The sequence below is a fragment of the Rhodococcus sp. BUPNP1 genome, assembly GCF_002215235.1.
Taxonomy (GTDB): Bacteria; Actinomycetota; Actinomycetes; order Mycobacteriales; family Mycobacteriaceae; genus Rhodococcus.
Genome location: NZ_NERM01000014.1, coordinates 32,770 through 50,848, shown reverse-complemented (window position 1 = coordinate 50,848; position 18,079 = coordinate 32,770). Strand labels below are relative to the sequence as shown.

Here is an 18,079-nt window from a genome sequence, read left to right as displayed (position 1 = left end):
CCGCTCTCGGGCGCATTGGTGCCATCAGGTGGCCGTTATGCCCGGAAGGCTGGCAGTCACCCGATCGAAAGGATCATCGTGACCGCTCTCCATCACCGCGAATTCCTCCCTCCCCGACCGGACGGATCGAACACCGTCGACACCTTCCTGATCTCCGACCGCGCAGCCGAACTCGTCGACTTCCTCGTCGCCGTCCTCGAGGCCGAGGAGGTGCCCGAGGCGCGCACCCTCGACCACGACGGGCTCCTCCTCCACTCCGAGGTGCGGGTCGGCGATTCCGTGCTCGTGGTCGCCGACCGGAAACCGGACTGGCCCTTCACACCCGCCTTCGTGCGGGTCCACGTGCACGACGTCGATGCCGTCCTCGAACGTGCCACGCAGCACGGCGCGGAGATCGTCACACGGCCGACGGATTTCTTCGGCGATGTCCTCGCCCGGTTCTCGGATCCGTCCGGCAATCTCTGGTGGATCCAGTGGCACGATCCCGGCGCCGACACATCCGCGTGGACGGACGACGCAGCGACGGAAGACACAGCGACGGACGAGTCGGCGGACTGGTCGGACGTTGCGAGTCCGGAGCTCGGGTACATCCACTCGACACTCACCGAAGCTGTTCGCACCCTGCGGGATCCACGGTCCCGCGCGGTGTGAACGGCGGGTCGTCAGACCACGCGTGCGAGGGCGTCGAAGCGGTCGATGTCCTCGCGGCGGCAGACGTGGCTTCCGGCGGTGAGCAGTGCCGCGGTGCCGCAGGCGATCCCGAGAGCGAGCGCGTCCCGCAACGACCGTTCCTGCAGCAGTCCGACGACGAGTCCGGCGACCATGCTGTCGCCGGCGCCGACGGCGCTGCGCACCTTGGCCGCCAGGGCCGGCACCCGCACGGCCTCGTCGGCGGTCACCATGATCGCCCCGTCCGCCCCGAGCGAGACGACGACGATCTCCGTGACACCGGAGGTGACGAGTTCCCGCGCGGCCGCGATCTGCTCGTCGTCGGTGACCAGCTCCCGCCCGGTCCACTCGCACAACTCGTCCAGGCTCGGTTTGACGAGGTAGACCCCTGAATCGATGCTGGTCAGCGCATCGCCCGACGAGTCGAGGACGAACCGTGCGCCGGCTTCGTGCGCCGCGGCTGCGATGCGTCGGACGAAGGTGCCGGGTACACCGGGCGGGAAGCTGCCGCTGGCCACCACGTACTTCGCTCCTTCGGCGACCTTCTCGAGTGTCGCGAGACAGCGTTCCTGCTCGTCGTCCGTCAGCTCGGGACCGGGTGTGACGAAACGGTATTCCTGACCGCTGCGACGGTCGATCGCCGTGAAGCACTCGCGGGTGGACCCGGCGATCGGGACGATGTGTTCCTCGACGTCGTCGTCGTCGAGCAGACCGCTCATCTGCTCACCCCGCGCACCACCGGCGGGGTAGACGGCGGCGGCCGAGGCACCGAGCACACGCGCGACCTTCGCGACGTTCACTCCTCCCCCACCGGCGTCGTAGAACGGCTCGTCGCAGCGGAGTTTGCGGGTGGGCACCACCGCGTCGGTGAAGGTCGTGACGTCGAGTGCCGGGTTCATGGTCAGGGTGACGATCTCGGGCATGCCCGAAACCCTATTCGGACCGATCGACGTACGCGTGCTGCTTTCGCCCGACCGGTCCGGAGCGCGGCACCTCGCGGTCAGCGCTCCGGTTTACGCAGCGCGGCCATGAACATGGCGTCGGTGCCGTGGCGGTGCGGCCAGAGCTGGACTCCCGGCCCCTCCCCGACCTGCGGCACGCCGGGGACGAGTTCGCGGGTGTCGAGCTGTTCGACACCGTGGCGGCGCACCGCATCGGACACCACGGCGACCGTCTCCGAGACGTGTGGTGAACACGTCGAGTAGAGCACCACACCACCGGGACGCAGCAGTCCGATCGCCGATGCGAGCAGTTCCTTCTGCAAGCGCACGAGTTCGGCGACGTCGCCGGGTTGCCGGCGCCATCGCGCCTCGGGACGCCGACGCAATGCGCCGAGTCCCGTGCAGGGCGCGTCCACGAGGATCCGGTCGTAGCCCGGTTCGAGTCCGGGCTCGCGCCCATCGGCGACGTGCACGGTCACCGGTAGGTCGCGGGCGGTCTTGCGGACCAGCTCCGCGCGATGTTCGACCGGTTCGACCGCGTCGACGGCGAACCCGTCGATCGCGGCGATGGCGCCGAGCAGTGCCGCCTTTCCGCCCGGTCCCGCGCACAGGTCGAGCCAGCGGCCCCGGTCCTCGCCGACGAGGGGCGCGAGCGTGAGGGCTCGTGCGACGAGCTGGCTGCCTTCGTCCTGCACTGCGGCCATGCCTTCGCGGACGGGTTCGAGGCGGCCGGGGTCGCCGTGCTCGAGATGCACTGCATAGGGCGACCACGGTCCGATCTCGCCGCCGGTGACGAGCGCGAGTTCCTCCGCGGTGATGACCCCGGGGCGGGCGACGAGGTGGACGATCGGGCGCGCGTCGTCGGCCGCGAGGACGTCGGAGAGTTCGGAGGCGTCCGATCCGAGCGCGTACGCGAACGCCTGCGCGATCCACAGGGGGTGGGCGTACCGGAAGGCCAGGTGACCCACCGGATCGCGGTCCGCGTCGGGGGCGAGCAGCGTGATCCACTCCTCCTCCGAACGCTCCCCCACACGACGGAGCACCGCGTTGACGAAACCTGCTCGGCCCGCTCCGAATTCGGCCCGGACGAGGTCGACGCTCGTGGCGACGGCGGCGTGCGGGGCGACGCGCGTGCGCAGCAGCTGGTAGGCACCCAGACGCAGCACGTCGAGCAGCGCACCGTCGATCTCGTCGACGGGACGGTTCGCGGCGTCGGCGATCACGGCGTCCAGCAGACCCCGTGCACGGGCCGCGCCGTAGGTGAGTTCGGTGGCCAGGGCAGCGTCGCGCGCGTCGAGATGCCGTTCCCGGAGCAGCGACGGGAGAACGAGATTGGCGTAGGCGTCCCGTTCGCGCACCGCGCGCAGCACGTCCCGCGCGGCGACGCGTGCGGGGTCAGCGGGTGGCTTCGACGGCCGGCGGGTGTGTTCGGACGCCGGATTGCGGTTCGGCTTCCCTCCGCCGTTGCGTCCCCCGCGGCCTGCCGGGTTCCGTCCTCCGGGATTGCGCTTGCCCCGCGGGGGCCTGCCGGATTCGCTCATCGCGCACGCACCTTCGGGTCGAGACGGGCGCCGCGCGCCCAGTCCGTGGCTGCCATCGCCTTCTTCCCGGGCGGTTGCACCGTCCCGAGCCGGACGGCAGTCGTGGCGGTACCGACGAGCACACCGTCCTTGCGGATGTCGAGCTCACCGGGTTCGAGGGTCTCGTCGGTCACTGTCACGGGGCCGATCTTCACGCGCAGGTCGCCGATCATCGTCCACGCGCCCGGAGCGGGGGTGACGGCGCGGATCCGGCGGTCGATGACGTGTGCGGGGAGGGTCCACTGCACCTGAGCGGCCTCGACGGTGACCTTGGGCGCGTGCGAAACACCGTCGGCCGGCTGCGGTGCGGGCGTGAGGATGCCGTCCTCGAGTCCGTCGAGGGTGGATTCGAGCAGTGTCGCACCGGCCTCGGCGAGTCGGCCGAGCAGGTCGCCGGCGGTGTCGGTGGGACGGATCGTCTCGGTGACGACGCCGTAGACCGGACCGGTGTCGAGTCCGGCCTCGAGCCGGAAGGTGCTCGCTCCGCTGATCTCGTCACCGGCGGCGATCGCCGCCTGGACGGGCGCCGCGCCGCGCCAGGCGGGCAGCAGCGAGAAGTGGAGGTTCACCCATCCGTGCGTGGGGATGTCCAGGACGTCCTGCGGGATCAGGGCGCCGTAGGCCACCACGGGGCAGCAGTCGGGTGCGAGTTCGGTCAGCCGCGCGACGAACTCGGGGTCGCGCGGCGAGCGCGGCGTGAGCACCTCGATGCCGTGTTCGTCGGCGATCTGCCCCACGGCCGATCGCACGACCTTCCGGCCGCGACCGGCGGTGGTGTCGGGGCGGGTGACCACCGCGACGACCTCGTGGCGCGACGACTCGATGAGGCGGAGCAGCGAGGGGACGGCGGGTTCCGGCGTTCCCGCGAAGACCACGCGCATGTCAGAGCACCGCCGGGCAGGAGGTGGGGTGCGCTGCGTGTGGACTGTGCGGGGATGTCACGGATGCTGCTCCAGTTTTCGACGGCGATGACCTCTCACAGTCTAGGGAGTCGACGTCGTGGGACCTGCATCACCGCGCCGAGCGGTCACCTCACGGAGGTCGGTGCCCGAGCAGCAGGGAGCTCAGGTGTTGGACTGCAGGATCAGTTCGGGGATACCGGTGCCGAGCGCGACGGGAGTGCACTCCCCGATCGCGTACCGGTCGGGGTCGAGCGCATGCCGTGCGAGCTGCAGCGAGAACGGGTCGTAGACCATGTTGAAGTGACCCGTCAGATCCTGCGGGCACAGCTCCTGGATCACGTAATTGACGGCGCCCTCACCGTGGAGCGCGACGTTGCCGGCAGGCTGGATGACCTCGTCGACCTCGCTACCGATGGTCGTATAGCGCACGCCGGGCACGGTGTCGGTGGGTGTGTTGAGCTCGTTGAGCAGTTCCGACCCCTGGAGCTGCTGCACGAGGGCGACGGAGAACTCGCCCTCGACGATGTCGGTCGCTCCGGGCAGCGTGGCGAAGGCGGCCCCGATGCCGTAGAAGGTGCCCCCGTAGCTCGGCGACGCGACTCCGACCCACCGGTCGACGACTTCGGAACCCCCGAGCTCGTTGATGTAGTAGCGGGCGACGGTGGCTCCCTGCGAGTAGCCGATGACGTCGACCTCCTCCGCACCGGTGGCGTCGAGGACCTCGGTGACGAACTCACCGAACTGTGCTGCGGAGACCCGGATGTCGCCCGTGCCGTAGTCCTCGGCGCCGTCGGCGAACCCGTAGTTCAGAGCGAACACGCACCAGCCGGACGCGGCGAGCAGCGGTGAGAGAGCAGCGAAGTCGGAGTAGGCGTTGGAATCGGTGCCGTGCGCGAGCACCACCGGACGGGGGTGCTCCTCGGACGGCACGCACGCGAAGTCGTTGCTACCCGCGGGGGCGACATCGGGGTTGTTCTCGGCGTATTCGGCGGCTTCGGCGTGCCCGGTGGCCACCGGTCCCGCCGGGACGGGCACGCTGCTGTACGACCCCTCCCCGAGACCGAGGATCGGTCCGTCGTCGGACGGGAGCGGCTGCGCCGCCGCTGCACCCACAGTCAGCATCGCGACGACACACGCTCCGACGACACCTCCGACACTCCGCCCGGCACCCATTCGTCCGTCCTCCCCTCCTGTGCCTCCCCGGCACCTACGGAAGAGATCGGTCACAATCACCGGCTCCGTTACTGTGACAAATAATATCTCCGGCAACGCGTGTCGCTGGCGTACACATGTAGGACAGCAGCGGGCGGGTCTTGCGCTCGGTCCACGCCCGGATCGACACTGGGAACAGCCTCCGTCGACGGAAACTCCACGGTGCGAACACGGTGCCCCCACCGTCCTCGCAGATCCCCGCCTGCGCTCCGCAGGTCTCGTTGCTCGTCGATTCACGGGAGTCGTCATGATCACCGATCCCGACGGACCTGCCGATACCCGAATCATGGGAATCGTGCATTCCGCCCTCCGCCGCGACCTACTCCGCATCGAGGTCGCCACCTCGACGAAGACATGGCAGGAGACCCACCGAGTGGCTCTCGCCGATCATGTGTTGTGGATGATGGATTTCCTGCACCATCACCACGAGTCCGAGGACCGTGGGCTCTATCCGCGCGTGGTGCAGTGCAATCCCGACGCGGCGCCGCTCGTGGAGAGGATGAACGCCGACCACCGCACCATCGAGCCTGCGATCGCCACCGTCGAGGACGCCGCCCGGGATTTCCGCGCCGACCGCCCCGGTTCCGGGGAGGCACTCGGTGCAGCACTGTCCCGCCTGTCCGAGGTGCTACTACCCCATCTCGAACGCGAGGAGCGGGAGATGATGCCGCTGGTCTCGACCAGTATCACCGATGCGCAGTGGCGCGCGGGGGACCAGGAGTTCAATATCGAGCCGAAAGGCATGCAGCAGCTCGGCAAGGAAGGGAACTGGCTGATCGACGGCCTCGACGACTCCTCGCGCGATCACGTCGTGCATCTCGTGCCGCCCGTACCGCGCTTCATCCTCGTGCACGTCCTCGGCATACGCCATCGCCACGACTTCGCGGCACTGTGGAAGGGTACGGACGCCGCATCGATTCCGTCGCAACCGATTCCGAAAGCGGCCTAGCCGGGCGGTGGCGATCCGCGCCCGCTCACCTCGGCCGGTTCAGCCGATACGCGGCGGATCCACCTGGACCCGCAGCGGCCCGTCCGCGCGACGCGCCGTGCGGGTGGCCTGCGCGTCTCGCAGGGCGCGACCGAGTGCGCGACCGCGCTCGCGTGCGACCCGCACGATCATCCGGTGCACGTCCTCCGGTTCGGGTCCCTCGGACCCGAACGGCAGTCGTTGCCCCGGCGGTAGCGGCACGGGCCCGAGCACCTCGGCTCCCTCGGGCAGGTGTGTGGCCTCGAGCAGTTCCGCGACCGCCGCGGACGACCCGTCGATCGCGGCCATGTGGACCGCAGGTGGGAAACCGACCTCGGCTCGTTCGGAGACCTCGGACTGCGCGTGCCCCACGGGATCCCAGCGGACGAGCGCCTGCACGGTGGGGATGCCGGAATCGGCGACGACCACGACCTGTCCCCCGTCGGCGAACGACCGTACGAGCGCCGACGCGGTGAGCCAGCGGCGCATCGTCTCCTCGGTGGCGCGCAGGTCGGCACGGCCGAGCAGCGCCCACCCGTCCAGGAGCAGCGCCGCCCCGTAACCACCTTCGGCGACCGGTTCGGCACCCACGGTGGAGACGACGAGCGACGCCGAACCGGGCACGGTGTGCTTGACGTCGTTGCCGCCGGAGGTCACGACCGGCACGCCGGGGAAGGCGCGGCCCAGTTCTTCGGCGGTGCGGGCCGCCCCGACCACCACGGCCCGCAACGAGCGCGCACCGCACGCATGGCAGCGGTGACGCGCATCGGCGACACCGCACCAACGGCACGCAGGGATCGCGGCACCGTCGGGACCGGCCGCCGTGGGCAGAGCGAGCGGGCCGTTGCAGTGCCGGCAGCGGGCGGGTGCCCGGCACTTTCCGCACGCCAGCGCGGGCACGTACCCGCGCCGCGGTACCTGCACGAGCACCGGGCGGTCGGCCGCGAGGGCGGATCGGGCGGCGGCGAACGCGATGGCCGGCAGTCGCGCGGCACGCGCGGCCGGATCCCGTGCGAGTGCGTGGTCGCTGTCGGCGAGGGCCGTGACCTTCGGCGCGCACGCCCGTACGACGTCACGGGGTGCCACGAGATCGTGTGCCCAACCGGCGTCGACGAGTGCCTGGGTCTCGACGGTGCGGGCGTGCCCGGCGATGACGATGGCGGCACCCACGGCGTGGGCGCGCAGAGCAGCCACTTCGCGGGCGTGCGGATACGGCGACCGCGGTTCGCAGTGCAGGTCGTCGCCGTCGTCCCACACCACGAGGAGCCCGAGCTCGGGCGTCGGGGCGAAGACCGCAGCCCGCGTTCCGACGACGATGCGGGCGGATCCACGCAGGGCCGCGAGCCAGCGTCGATAACGTTCGGCCGGTCCGAGGCCGGCGGCGAGGCCGACGACGTGATCGGCGCCGGCGACGTCGGCGCACGCCGTCACGAGACGGTCGAGGTCGCGCTGGTCGGGAACGACCAGCACGGCCGCCTTCCCCGAGGCGAGGGTCAGCGCGGCGAGTTCGGCGAGCCGTCGGGGCCAGTCCTCACCGGGCAGCGCCTGCCAGGCCGCGCGCGGGGCGCGACCGCCGCCGAGCGCTTCGAGGAAGTTCTCGCCGTGCCGGTACCGACTCCATGCCGCGTGCTCGATCTCCGGGACAGGCGGAGTTTCCGGTGTACGCGGCGCCTCGGCTTCGACGCGTGCGTGTCGCGGAGGTACCGCCAGACGCAGCACGTCGGCCCGGGTCCCGGCATAGCGGGTCGCGACTTCCTCTGCCAGAGCAGCGATCTCGGGGGTGAGGACCTGTTCGGACGAGACGACCCGGTCGAGCCGGCCGAGCTTGCCGGTGTGATCGCTCGTCGCGGCGCGCGCGAGCAGGAAACCGTCGACGAGACGTCCGGCGAAGCGGACGCGGACGCGGACGCCCGGGCGGGCGTCCGCGTCCAGGTCGCGCGGGATCAGGTAGTCGAACTCCCGGTCGAGGTGCGGAACCGGTAGCAGCGGGAGAACCCGCGCGACCGGATCGACCTCGGCGGCGTCGAAATCAGCAGCCACCCGGGCCCGATCGGAATCTACAGACCGGCGGCCGCGCGCAGCTTGTCGGCGCGGTCGGTGTTCTCCCACGGCAGCTCGATGTCGGTACGGCCGAAGTGGCCGTACGCAGCGGTCTGCGCGTAGATCGGGCGCAGCAGGTCGAGGTCGCGGATGATCGCGCCCGGACGCAGGTCGAAGACCTCGCCGATGGCCTGCTGGATGCGGGCCGGGTCGGTCTTCTCGGTGCCGAAGGTCTCCACGAACAGACCCACCGGAGCCGCCTTGCCGATCGCGTAGGCGACCTGCACCTCGATGCGGTCTGCGAGACCGGCAGCGACGGCGGTCTTGGCGACCCAGCGCATCGCGTAGGCGGCCGAACGGTCGACCTTCGACGGATCCTTGCCGGAGAACGCGCCACCACCGTGACGGGCCATGCCGCCGTAGGTGTCGACGATGATCTTGCGACCGGTGAGGCCGGCATCGCCCATCGGGCCGCCGAGGACGAACGATCCGGACGGGTTGACCAGCAGCCGCACGTCGGTCGTGTCGAGATCGGCCAGGTTCGGGTCGGCGAGCACCGCGTCGACGACGTGGGTGCGCAGGTCCGGCGTGAGCAGGTTGTTCAGATCGATGTCGGCGGCGTGCTGCGTCGAGATGACGATCGTGTCGAGGCGGACGGGCTTGTCGCCGTCGTACTCGATGGTGACCTGGGTCTTGCCGTCGGGACGCAGGTACGGCAGGACCCCCGACTTCCGGACCTCGGTGAGCCGGCGCGACAGGCGATGCGCGAGGGAGATCGGCAGCGGCATGAGTTCGGGCGTGTCGGAGCACGCGTATCCGAACATCAGGCCCTGGTCGCCGGCGCCCTGACGAGCGACCTCGTCGTCGGTGAGCACACCGCTGCGCGCCTCGTGCGAGACGTCGACGCCGCCGGCGATCTCGGGCGACTGCGCGCCGATCGCGATGTTGACACCGCAGGAGTTGCCGTCGAAGCCCTTCGACGACGAGTCGTAACCGATCTCGAGTACCCGATCGCGGACGATCTTGGGGATGTCGGCGTACGCCGAGGTGGTGACCTCACCCACCACGTGCACCTGACCCGTGGTGACGAGGGTTTCCACTGCTACCCGGGCACGAGGATCCTCGGTGAGGAGCGCGTCGAGAACCGAGTCGCTGATCGCGTCACAGATCTTGTCCGGATGCCCTTCGGTCACGGACTCACTGGTGAAAAGACGACCGCCGGTCTTGCTCACGAAACTCCCTCTCGACTGTGCGCCAGGCGCTGGACGGACAAACCGTATGGAGCATGCGCTCCCCGATCGGGCCGGAAGGACCCGATCGCAGTGCCGACGCTACTGCTCCGCAGGCGTCGGCGCGAGTATTGAAATCACCCGATTCTGCTGCGTTCCGCCAGCAGAGGTCCCAACGCGTCGAGCACGCGGCTGGCCATGAGAGCCTTCGATCCGTGGGCGAGGGCCGTTTCCGAACCGTCCGCGGACAGCAACCAGCCGTTGTTGTCGTCGACCTCGAACGCCTTGCCTTCCCCGACGGCGTTGACGACGAGCAGATCGCATCCCTTGCGGGCGAGCTTCTCGCGGGCGTAGGAGAGCACGTCGCCGTGTTCGTCGCCGGTCTCCGCCGCGAATCCGACGATGACCGTCTCGGCGGACAGGCCGCCGTCGGCACGCGCCCGGACGAGACCGGCGAGTATGTCGTCGTTCTTCGTCAGCGCGATGGAGTCGGGTTCGCCCTCGCCCTTCTTGATCTTGCTGGTCGCGAAGGTGGAGGGCCGGAAATCGGCGACGGCCGCGGACATGATGACCGCGTCGGCACCCGAGGCGTGCTTGGCGACGGCGTCCTGCATCTGTGCGGCCGTCTGGACCCGGACGACGTCGACCGCGGCCGGGTCGTCGAGACCCGCGATGCTGCCGGCGACGAGCGTGACGTCGGCGCCGCGCTGCGCGGCGAGACGGGCGAGCGCGTAACCCTGCTTGCCGGACGACCGGTTGCCGAGGAAGCGCACCGGGTCGAGGGGCTCGCGGGTACCGCCGGCGGAGACGACGATGCGGCGACCGGCGAGGTCGCGGGGCAGCGCGTCGGCCCGCTCGAGCAGCAGCGAGGCCAGATTGAAGATCTCGTCGGGTTCGGGCATGCGCCCGGCACCGGTGTCCTTGCCCGTCAGCCGACCGGAGGCCGGTTCGACGACCACGGCACCGCGGCGGCGCAGCGTCGCGACGTTGTCGACGGTCGCAGGATGCTCCCACATCTCGGTGTGCATCGCGGGCACGAACATCACGGGGCACCGCGCGGTGAGCAGGGTGGCCGTGAGGAGGTCGTCGGCGCGACCCGCGACCGCCCGCGCCATGAGGTCGGCGGTGGCCGGAGCGATGACGACGAGGTCGGCCTCCTGCCCGAGCCGGACGTGCTGCACCTGCGGCACCTCGGCGAACACACCGGTCTGCACGGGATTGCCGGAGAGCGCCTCGAAGGTGGCGCGCCCGACGAATTCGAGGGCGGACTCCGTCGGGACGACCCGCACGTGGTGTCCGCTCTCCGTGAAGGCACGGATCAGTGCGCAGGACTTGTAGGCGGCGATGCCACCGGCGACACCGACGACGATGCGGCGGCGCTGCACGGATCCGGCCTCGCCGCTCGAAGCGGGGTTGCTCACTCGCCTTCGGTGTGCTCGAGCAGATCCGAGTGGATCTCGCGCATGGCGATCGACAGCGGCTTCTCCTGCAGGCCCGGCTCCACGAGGGGGCCGACGTATTCGAGGATGCCGTCGCCGAGCTGGTTGTAGTAGTCGTTGATCTGGCGTGCCCGCTTGGCGGCGTAGATCACCAGCGCGTACTTCGAGGAGGCGCGCTCGAGCAGCTCGTCGATAGGCGGGTTGGTGATACCCGTGGGGGTGTCGTAGACCGGAAGGGTGTTGCCCTCGAGGTCGGTCGCGGCTGCCTGGATGCTGCTCACTCGGTGTTCTCCTGAGATGTCGCGGGATGGGAGGGCGCCGGAACCGGCAGCCGGACGCGCTCGAGGCGCGGACGGTCAGTCGGCTCCGGGTCCAACCAACAAGGATACCAATTCATCGCAGGCCCGGTCGACATCGTCGTTGACGATCACGACGTCGAACTCGTCCTGCGCGGCCAGTTCGCTGCGGGCGGTATCGAGCCTGCGAGCGACGACCTCGTCGGTTTCGGTGCCTCGGCCGGTGAGGCGCTCGACGAGCACCTCCCAACTGGGCGGGGCGAGAAAGGCGAGGACTGCGTCCTGCATCGCGGCACGGACGGCTCGCGCTCCCGCGAGGTCGACCTCCACGAGCACCGGATGTCCCTCGGCGAGTGCGTCGAGCACCGGCTTGGCCGGAGTGCCCGATCGTTGCAGGCCGCCGTGGATGTCGGCCCATTCGAGCAGTTCACCGGCTTCGATCATCCGGTCGAACTCGGCGCGGCCGACGAAGTGGTAGTCCACCCCGTCCACCTCGCCCGGTCGCGGGTCCCGGGTGGTGGCCGAGACACTGAAGTGCAGATCCGGGATCCGGCTCCGCAGAAGGCGTACGACGGTCGACTTACCCACCGCGGAGGGTCCGGCCAGTACCACCAGCCGGCCCCTCCGCGTTGCGGGTGCGCTGTCCGTCACAGGTCGTGCGTCAGCTACCACGGTGCTCAGGCGTCGAAATCGAACCTGGCGAGCAGGGCCTTGCGCTGACGGTCGCCGAGGCCGCGCAGACGGCGGGTCGGGGCGATCTCCAGCTCGGTCATGATTTCCTGCGCCTTGACCTTGCCGACCTTCGGCAGGGCCTCGAGCAGAGCCGACACCTTCATCTTGCCGAGGATCTCGTCGTTCTCGGCGTCCTTGAGCACCTGCTTGAGGTCGGTGCCGCCGCGCTTGAGGCGCTCCTTGAGCTCAGCCCGGGCACGACGGGCAGCAGCCGCCTTCTCCAGAGCAGCGGCGCGCTGCTCATCGGTCAGCTGGGGAAGGGCCACGGTTCCTCCGTCTCATCGTTGGCTTTCGAGTCTTCACCGCTGTAACCAGCGGCGATAGCGACCGTACTCACGACCACCGACGAATGCGAACCCACCCCCCGGCGATCCGCTCGAAAATCCGTGCGGTAGTGCACGCCGTTTCCGCAGTGGATCTCGCGCCCCCCGATCGGCGTCGAGACATCGCCGCGAACTGCTCGAACAGCGAAAAACCGCAGGTCACCGGGTATCCGCCGCGACAGAGGGGGCGGCATCGGGCCGGGCGGCTTCCCCGCTCACCGACCCGCTGTTCCGGCGATTCGGCGGGCCGAGAAATTTTTTTCCCATTCCGCGTGTCGCGCCACTCCGAGCGCAGGTCAGAGTGCATACGAGCGGTATGTACGACTCGTGCCCGGACCGCGCGTGGCGATCCGGGCACGAGAGTCGAACGTCTCAGTTCGTGAGGAAGGCGAAGCCGTCCAGGGCGCGGGCGACGGCGGCCCGCAGGTCGGCGACGGACGGGCCGGCCCGCAGCACGTCACGTGAGACGTTGGGCACCACCGCGCGCAGGTGGTCGCCTGCGAGTCGTCGCACGTCGTCGGCGGTGCCGCCCTGGGCCCCCACTCCGGGCATCAGGATGGGCCCGTGGAGGTCGGACAGGTCCGGTGCCTCGGTGAGGGTCGCACCGACCACCACACCCACGGAGCCGAGTTCTGCGGCCCCGTCCGTGCGGGCAGCGCTGTTGCGGGCAGCGCACTCGTCCACCACGACCTGCGCGACGGTGCGCCCGTCGTCGAGCCGTGCGCGCTGGAACTGGGCGCCCTCGGGATTGGAGGTCGCCGCGAGCACGAACACCCCGCGGCCCGTTCCGGCAGCCAGATCGAGCGCCGGGGCGAGCGAACCGAACCCCAGGTACGGGGAGACGGTCACCGCGTCCGAACGCAGCGCAGAGCCGTCCGACAGCCAGGTGCGCGCGTAGGCGTCCATCGTGGAGCCGATGTCGCCGCGCTTGGCGTCGGCGAGGACGAGCGCCCCCGCCTCCCCCAGGTCGGCGATGGTGCGTTCGAGCACCGCGAGACCGGCGGAGCCGTACGCCTCGAAGAACGCCACCTGCGGCTTGACGACCGCGACGGTGTCGCCGAAGGCCTCGACGCACAGTTCGCTGAACCGGGCCAGGCCGTCGGCGTCGTCGTCGAGCCCCCACGCGGTGAGGAGCCCCGGGTGCGGGTCGATGCCCACGCACAGCGGCCCGCGGCTCCCGAGGGCGTCCGCGAGTCGCTGCCCGAACGGCGTCACGCCTGTTCGGCGGGCACGCCGCGCAGCCGCGCGTGCATCCGCTGGATCGAGCTGACTCCGATCTCGCCGCGCAGTGCCGCCTCGATACCCTGCACGGCCGCGGAGGCACCCTGCACCGTGGTGATGCACGGGATGTTCGCGGCGACCGCCGCGCTGCGGATCTCGTAACCGTCCACGCGCGGACCGGCGTTGCCCCAGGGGGTGTTGATGACCATGTCCACATCGCCGGCACGGATGCGGTCGACGACGTCGAGCGCGCCTTCCGGCTTGTCCTCACCGGAGACCTTGTGGACCTGCTCGCACGGAACACCGTTGCGGCGCAGCACCTCTGCGGTTCCCACAGTGGCCATGATGTGGAAGCCCAGGTCGGCGAGGTGCTTGACCGGGAAGATCATCGACCGCTTGTCCTTGTTCGCGAGCGAGACGAAGACCGTGCCGGAGGTCGGCAGGGAGCCGTAGGCGGCGGTCTGGCTCTTCGCGAATGCGGTTCCGAAGTCGTCGTCGAGGCCCATGACCTCACCGGTGGACTTCATCTCCGGGCTGAGCAGGGTGTCGATGCCCGTGCCGTCGGCACGCCGGAACCGGTTGAAGGGCAGCACCGCTTCCTTCACCGCGACCGGTGCATCGAGCGGGATGTCGCTGCCGTCTCCCTCGGCCGGGAGGATGCCCGCGGCACGCAGCTCGGCGATGGACTCGCCGAGCATCACCCGGGCGCAGGCCTTGGCGAGCTGCACCGCGGTGGCCTTGGAGACGAACGGCACCGTGCGGGAGGCACGGGGGTTCGCCTCGAGGACGTACAGGATGTCGTCCTTGAGCGCGTACTGGACGTTGAGCAGGCCCTTGACGCCGATGCCCTTCGCGAGCGCCGCAGTCGAGCGGCGGACGTTCTCGATGTCGGCGCGGCCCAGGGTGATCGGCGGCAGCGCACACGCCGAGTCGCCGGAGTGGATGCCGGCCTCCTCGATGTGCTCCATGATCCCGCCGATGTACACGTCGGTGCCGTCGCACAGCGCGTCGACGTCGATCTCGACGGCGTCGTCGAGGAAGCGGTCGACGAGCACCGGCCGGTCGTCGGAGATCTCGGTGGCGTTGGAGATGTAGGTCTCGAGCGCCTTCTCGTCGTAGACGATCTCCATGCCGCGACCACCGAGCACGTAGGACGGGCGCACCAGCACCGGGTATCCGATGCCGGCGGCGATCTCGCGCGCACCCTCGAAGGTGGTGGCCGTGCCGTACTTCGCGGCCGGCAGGTCGGCCTCGTCGAGCACGCGACCGAACTCGCCACGGTCCTCCGCCAGGTCGATGGCCTCCGGCGAGGTACCGACGATCGGCACCCCGGCGGCCTTCAGGCGACGCGCCAGGCCGAGCGGGGTCTGGCCGCCCAGCTGGACGATGACGCCGGCGACGGTGCCGGACTCGCACTCGGCGCGGTAGACCTCGAGGACGTCCTCGAAGGTCAGCGGCTCGAAGTACAGGCGATCGGCGGTGTCGTAGTCGGTCGAGACCGTCTCGGGGTTGCAGTTGACCATCACGGTCTCGTAGCCGGCCTCGGACAGCGTCAGCGCGGCGTGGACGCACGAGTAGTCGAACTCGATGCCCTGGCCGATGCGGTTGGGGCCGGAACCGAGGATGAGCACCTTCGGCTTGTCGCGCTGCTCCGCGACCTCGGACTCGGCCGCGGGGTCGAGCTCGTAGGTCGAGTAGTGGTACGGCGTCTTCGCCTCGAACTCGGCGGCGCAGGTGTCCACGGTCTTGTAGACCGGGTGGACGCCCAGCTCCTGACGCAGGGCGCGCACGTCGTCCTCGGAGGCGAACTGCGACGGGCGCAGGGCTGCGATCTGCCGGTCGGAGAATCCGTGGTGCTTGGCGTAGCGCAGCTCGGTGGCACCGAACTGCTCTGCGTTGCGGACGTCCTGGCCCAGCTCGACGATGTGCGCGAACTGCTCGAGGAACCACGGGTCGATCTTCGTGGCGTCGAAGAGCTGCTCGACGGTCGCACCGAGCTCCAGGGCCCGGGCGATCCGGTAGAACCGGCCGTCCGTGGGGGTGCGGATCTCCTCGAGGATCTCGTCGAGGGTGCCCTCGACCTCGGGGCCCGTCCAGAAGCCGGCGGACTTCGTCTCGAGCGAGCGCAGCACCTTGCCGAAGGCCTCGGAGAAGTTGCGGCCGATCGACATGGCCTCACCGACCGACTTCATGGTGGTGGTGAGGGTGCCGTCGGCGCCGGGGAACTTCTCGAAGGCGAACCGCGGGGCCTTGACCACGACGTAGTCGAGGCTCGGTTCGAAGCAGGCCGGGGTCTCCTTGGTGATGTCGTTGACGATCTCGTCGAGCGTGTAGCCGATGGCGAGCTTGGCGGCCATCTTCGCGATCGGGTAGCCGGTGGCCTTCGACGCGAGCGCCGACGACCGCGACACGCGCGGGTTCATCTCGATGACGACGAGCCGGCCGTCGCGCGGATCCATCGCGAACTGGATGTTGCAGCCGCCGGTGTCGACACCGACCTCGCGCAGGATGGCGATCGAGAGGTCGCGCATCTTCTGGTACTCGCGGTCGGTGAGCGTCATCGCGGGAGCGACGGTCACCGAGTCACCGGTGTGCACACCGACCGGGTCGACGTTCTCGATCGAGCAGACGATGACGACATTGTCGGCGCCGTCGCGCATGAGCTCGAGCTCGTATTCCTTCCAGCCAAGGATGGACTCCTCGATGAGCACGTTCGCGGTGGGCGAGGCCGCGAGGCCGCCACCGGCGATGCGCTCGAGGTCGGCGTCGTTGTAGGCCATGCCGGAGCCGAGGCCACCCATTGTGAAGGAGGGGCGCACGACGACCGGGAAGCCGAGTTCGGCGACGGTCGCGCGGACCTCGTCCATCGTGTAGCAGACGGCCGAGCGGGCGGACTCGCCGCCGCACTTGGCGACGATGTCCTTGAACTTCTGCCGATCCTCGCCGCGCTGGATCGCGTCGAAGTCGGCGCCGATGAGTTCGACGTCGTACTTGTCGAGGATGCCGCGCTCGGACAGGGCGACGGCGGTGTTGAGGGCGGTCTGGCCGCCGAGGGTCGCGAGCACCGCGTCGATCGGGGTGCCGTTGGCCTGCTCGGTCGCGATGACCTTCTCGACGTAGTCGGCGGTGATCGGCTCGATGTAGGTCGAGTCGGCGAACTCGGGGTCGGTCATGATCGTGGCCGGGTTCGAGTTGACCAGGGAGACGCGCAGGCCCTCCTCGCGGAGCACCCGGCACGCCTGGGTGCCCGAGTAGTCGAACTCGCAGGCCTGTCCGATGACGATCGGGCCGGACCCGATGACCAGGACGTGGGAGAGGTCGGTACGGCGTGGCATCAGTTCTTCTCTCCCTCGAGCATGCGGGTGAAACGATCGAACAGGTAGGCGGCGTCGTGCGGTCCGGCCGCCGCTTCGGGGTGGTACTGCACGGAGAAGGCACGGCCGTCGAGGAGCTTGACGCCCTCGACCGCACCGTCGTTGGCGCAGGTGTGGCTGACGACTGCGCGACCGAACGGGGTGTCGAACTCCTGGCCGGCCTCGCCTTCGAGCGCGAACCCGTGGTTCTGCGCGGTGATCGCGATGCGACCGGTCTCGTGCTCGACCACCGGGATGTTGATGCCGCGGTGACCGAACTTCATCTTGTAGGTGCCCAGGCCGAGCGCGCGGCCGAGGATCTGGTTGCCGAAGCAGATGCCGAACAGGGGCAGTCCCTGGCCGAGCACCTCCTTGGTCAGGTGCACCGCGCCGTCGGCGGTCGCCGGGTCGCCCGGGCCGTTGGACAGGAAGACGCCGTCGGCCTTCAGGTCGAGGATGTCGTGCAGCGTCGCGGTGGACGGCAGCACGTGCACCCGGATGCCGCGCTGGGCGAACATGCGCGGGGTGTTGGTCTTGATGCCGAGGTCGATGGCCGCGACGGTGAAGCGGGCGTCCCCGTCGGTCGGTTCGACGACGTAACCGGAGGTGGTGCTCACCTCGCCGGCGAGGTCGGCGCCGAGCATCGAGGGCTGGCTCTTCACCCGGTCGAGCAGGACGTCGATGTCGAGGTCGTCACCCTTCCAGGCGAGGGCGTCGCCGGAGAAGATGCCGGCGCGCATCGAACCGCGGGTGCGCAGGTGCCGCACGAGTGCGCGGGTGTCGATACCCGCGAGACCCACGATGTTCTGCCGCTCGAGTTCGTCCTGCAGCGAGCCGGTGGCGCGCCAGCTCGACACGCGACGCGAGGGGTCGCGGACGATGAAGCCGGCCACCCAGATCTTGGACTCGGTGTGGTCGCCGGTGGGGCCGACGGACTCGTTGTCCTCGTGGTTCCAGCCGGTGTTGCCGATCTGCGGGGCCGTGGCCACCACGATCTGCCGGTGGTAGCTGGGGTCGGTGAGGGTCTCCTGGTAGCCGGTCATGCCCGTGCTGAAGACGGCCTCGCCGAGGGTCTGTCCGACCGCACCGAAGGGGATGCCGCGGAAGACCCGTCCGTCCTCGAGGACCAGCACAGCCGTGCCGCCGCCGAATGTTCTGCCGCTCATGCGTTGTCT

The 18,079-nt window shown here is 69.9% G+C and carries 15 protein-coding genes; 2 read left to right on the top strand and 13 right to left on the bottom strand.

Features of this window, described 5'->3' with window-relative positions; genetic code table 11:
* Window positions 1-78: 78 nt before the first annotated feature.
* On the top strand, window positions 79-651 hold the full coding sequence (locus B9C99_RS15665; RefSeq protein WP_016691689.1) for a glyoxalase/bleomycin resistance/extradiol dioxygenase family protein: 573 nt from the start codon (window positions 79-81) through the stop codon (window positions 649-651).
* Between the two features lie 11 nt (window positions 652-662).
* On the opposite strand, the gene B9C99_RS15660 is transcribed toward B9C99_RS15665, so the two are convergent.
* From B9C99_RS15660 to B9C99_RS15645, 4 genes are all read right to left on the bottom strand, one after another.
* Window positions 663-1,592, bottom strand: a complete 930-nt coding sequence (locus tag B9C99_RS15660; protein ID WP_016691688.1) for a 1-phosphofructokinase family hexose kinase — start codon at window positions 1,590-1,592, stop codon at window positions 663-665.
* A 77-nt stretch (window positions 1,593-1,669) separates the two neighbouring features.
* Complete coding sequence (locus tag B9C99_RS15655) at window positions 1,670-3,151, bottom strand: transcription antitermination factor NusB (RefSeq protein ID WP_088898502.1); 1,482 nt, start codon at window positions 3,149-3,151, stop codon at window positions 1,670-1,672.
* Window positions 3,148-4,071, bottom strand: coding sequence for a methionyl-tRNA formyltransferase (gene fmt, locus B9C99_RS15650; protein ID WP_016691686.1), 924 nt, complete (start codon window positions 4,069-4,071; stop codon window positions 3,148-3,150). The genes B9C99_RS15655 and fmt overlap by 4 nt, the downstream gene beginning before the upstream one ends.
* Before the next feature lie 183 nt (window positions 4,072-4,254).
* Window positions 4,255-5,265, bottom strand: a complete 1,011-nt coding sequence (locus B9C99_RS15645) for a triacylglycerol lipase (RefSeq protein WP_016691685.1) — start codon at window positions 5,263-5,265, stop codon at window positions 4,255-4,257.
* A gap of 286 nt (window positions 5,266-5,551) precedes the next feature.
* Here B9C99_RS15645 and B9C99_RS15640 point away from each other — a divergent pair, with 286 nt between their 5' ends.
* Window positions 5,552-6,253, top strand: a complete 702-nt coding sequence (locus B9C99_RS15640) for a hemerythrin domain-containing protein (RefSeq protein ID WP_088898501.1) — start codon at window positions 5,552-5,554, stop codon at window positions 6,251-6,253.
* Between the two features lie 39 nt (window positions 6,254-6,292).
* On the opposite strand, the gene B9C99_RS15635 is transcribed toward B9C99_RS15640, so the two are convergent.
* The 9 genes from B9C99_RS15635 to carA all read right to left on the bottom strand — a co-directional run bounded on the left by B9C99_RS15635 (window position 6,293) and on the right by carA (window position 18,070).
* A complete protein-coding gene (locus B9C99_RS15635) occupies window positions 6,293-8,311 on the bottom strand; it encodes a primosomal protein N' (RefSeq protein WP_088898500.1) in 2,019 nt (672 codons plus the stop codon).
* Between the two features lie 17 nt (window positions 8,312-8,328).
* Entirely contained in the window at window positions 8,329-9,543 is a 1,215-nt protein-coding gene (gene metK, locus B9C99_RS15630; RefSeq protein WP_088898499.1) for a methionine adenosyltransferase, read from the bottom strand.
* Window positions 9,544-9,677: 134 nt separating this feature from the next.
* The gene (coaBC, locus tag B9C99_RS15625) at window positions 9,678-10,961 is read right to left on the bottom strand and encodes a bifunctional phosphopantothenoylcysteine decarboxylase/phosphopantothenate--cysteine ligase CoaBC (protein WP_088898498.1); all 1,284 of its coding nucleotides are present in this window, start codon (window positions 10,959-10,961) and stop codon (window positions 9,678-9,680) included.
* A complete protein-coding gene (rpoZ, locus tag B9C99_RS15620) occupies window positions 10,958-11,260 on the bottom strand; it encodes a DNA-directed RNA polymerase subunit omega (RefSeq protein ID WP_016691680.1) in 303 nt (100 codons plus the stop codon). Before rpoZ ends, coaBC begins: the two co-directional genes overlap by 4 nt.
* 75 nt (window positions 11,261-11,335) lie before the next feature.
* Window positions 11,336-11,887 (bottom strand): guanylate kinase, encoded by a 552-nt coding sequence (gene gmk, locus B9C99_RS15615; protein ID WP_016691679.1) that lies wholly within the window; start codon window positions 11,885-11,887, stop codon window positions 11,336-11,338.
* 65 nt (window positions 11,888-11,952) lie between these two features.
* A complete protein-coding gene (gene mihF / locus B9C99_RS15610; RefSeq protein WP_006551450.1) occupies window positions 11,953-12,273 on the bottom strand; it encodes an integration host factor, actinobacterial type in 321 nt (106 codons plus the stop codon).
* Window positions 12,274-12,702: 429 nt separating this feature from the next.
* Window positions 12,703-13,545 carry an orotidine-5'-phosphate decarboxylase gene (gene pyrF, locus B9C99_RS15605; protein ID WP_088898497.1) on the bottom strand — a complete coding sequence of 281 codons (843 nt, stop codon included), beginning with the start codon at window positions 13,543-13,545 and terminating at the stop codon, window positions 12,703-12,705.
* Entirely contained in the window at window positions 13,542-16,886 is a 3,345-nt protein-coding gene (carB, locus tag B9C99_RS15600; protein WP_088898496.1) for a carbamoyl-phosphate synthase large subunit, read from the bottom strand. The genes pyrF and carB overlap by 4 nt, the downstream gene beginning before the upstream one ends.
* On the bottom strand, window positions 16,886-18,070 hold the full coding sequence (gene carA, locus B9C99_RS15595; RefSeq protein ID WP_033096601.1) for a glutamine-hydrolyzing carbamoyl-phosphate synthase small subunit: 1,185 nt from the start codon (window positions 18,068-18,070) through the stop codon (window positions 16,886-16,888). Before carA ends, carB begins: the two co-directional genes overlap by 1 nt.
* Window positions 18,071-18,079: the final 9 nt, after the last annotated feature.